Below are 1,472 nucleotides of genomic sequence, written 5' to 3'. Positions count from 1 at the left end.
TCTTACTGTGTCACAAATGACATAATTCGATCTTCCGGACTTCGAGCTGGAGGATTGATGAATGCAGCCGAGCGATTCGATAGCTACCTGGAGCACCTGAGCGAAGGCCTGGGTCACGTGGACCGGCATGCGGGCCTTCGTGGTTACTGCACAGGCTTGATGCTTCCGCTGTCGCGCAAGAGCGTGGAGCCCATGGCCGCGCGGGTGGATCCGACGCACGCCAGCGCGCGGCACCAATCACTGCACCACTTCGTGGCCAAGGCCGAGTGGTCTGACACCCAGATGCTGCGGCGCGTGTGTCAGTGGGTGATGCCCAAGATGGACTTCAGCCAGGGCGGCTGGTGGATCATCGACGACACCGGGTTCCCGAAGAAGGGGCGCCATTCGGTCGGTGTCACCCGCCAGTACTGCGGAATGCTGGGCAAGCAGGACAACTGCCAGGTAGCGGTGAGCATCTCGCTTGCAAGCAAGCAGGGCAGCCTGCCCGTAGCCTGGCAGTTGTACCTGCCCGAGGACTGGGCTGCGGATCCTGAACGCCGCGCCAAAGCCGGCGTTCCCAAAGAGGTTCGCTTCGCCACGAAGACGCAGATCGCGCTGCAGCAGCTACGCACGCTGCTGGATGAAGGCGCGCCTCACCACTGCGTGTTGGCCGATGCCGGCTACGGCGTGGACAACGCCTTCCGCCAGGCGCTCAGCGACATGGGCCTGCTCTACGCAGTAGGTATCACATCTGCCGTCGTGGTCTGGCCGCCTGGCGTTCAGCCGCTGCCGCCCAAGCCTTACAGCGGCATGGGCCGACCGCCAGTGATGCCCAGGCGCACTGCGGCGCTGCAGCCCATGAGCGTCAAGGCATTGGCGCAGTCCCTGCCAAGCCGAGCGTTCCAGATCATTCGCTGGCGCGAGGGAACCAACGACACATTGAGTGGGCGCTTCGCGGCCGTGCGGGTGCGCCACGCCGGCGGCAATACGGGCAAGGCACGCCTGCGCCCCGAGCAGTGGCTGCTCATCGAGTGGCCGGCAAGCGACGCTGAACCGAGCAAGTACTTCCTGTCCACACTGCCAGAACACACGTCGATCAACGAGTTGGTCGACGTCGCCCACCAGCGCTGGCGCATCGAGCGTGACTACCAGGATCTAAAGCAGGACTTCGGTCTCGGGCACTACGAAGGGCGAGGTTGGCGGGGCTTCCACCACCATGCCGCCTTGAGTATCGCGGCCTACGGATTCCTCATGGCTGAACGCCTCGTCGCCGACAAGTCTGTCGGCGGTAAAAAAAACTTCATCGAACGCCAGGTGCCTTCCCTTCCCAAGGATTACGTCCCCCGCGGCAGTCCTGCGCGCGCAGCGCCACGTGGCGACGTCTATCACGACACTGCGCCATCGACTGAGCTACCAGCTGATCGCTCGTCTCGGGCAGTGCCCCTGCTGCGGAAGGGCGGGCGTAAAGCTACTCTTGTGACACAGTAAGACTA

Annotated in this window: 1 protein-coding gene; it reads left to right on the top strand. The window is 63.7% G+C overall.

Annotation, left to right across the window (positions count from 1 at the left end):
* Positions 1-57: 57 nt before the first annotated feature.
* Positions 58-1,467 carry an IS701 family transposase gene (locus BM004_RS40495; RefSeq protein ID WP_093222609.1) on the top strand — a complete coding sequence of 470 codons (1,410 nt, stop codon included), beginning with the start codon at positions 58-60 and terminating at the stop codon, positions 1,465-1,467.
* Positions 1,468-1,472 lie beyond the last annotated feature (5 nt).

Origin of the sequence: Variovorax sp. OK212 (assembly GCF_900112425.1) — a bacterium.
Taxonomy (GTDB): domain Bacteria; phylum Pseudomonadota; class Gammaproteobacteria; order Burkholderiales; family Burkholderiaceae_C; genus Variovorax.
Note: the sequence above shows the minus strand (reverse complement) of the source record. Positions and strands in the feature narration are given on the sequence as shown.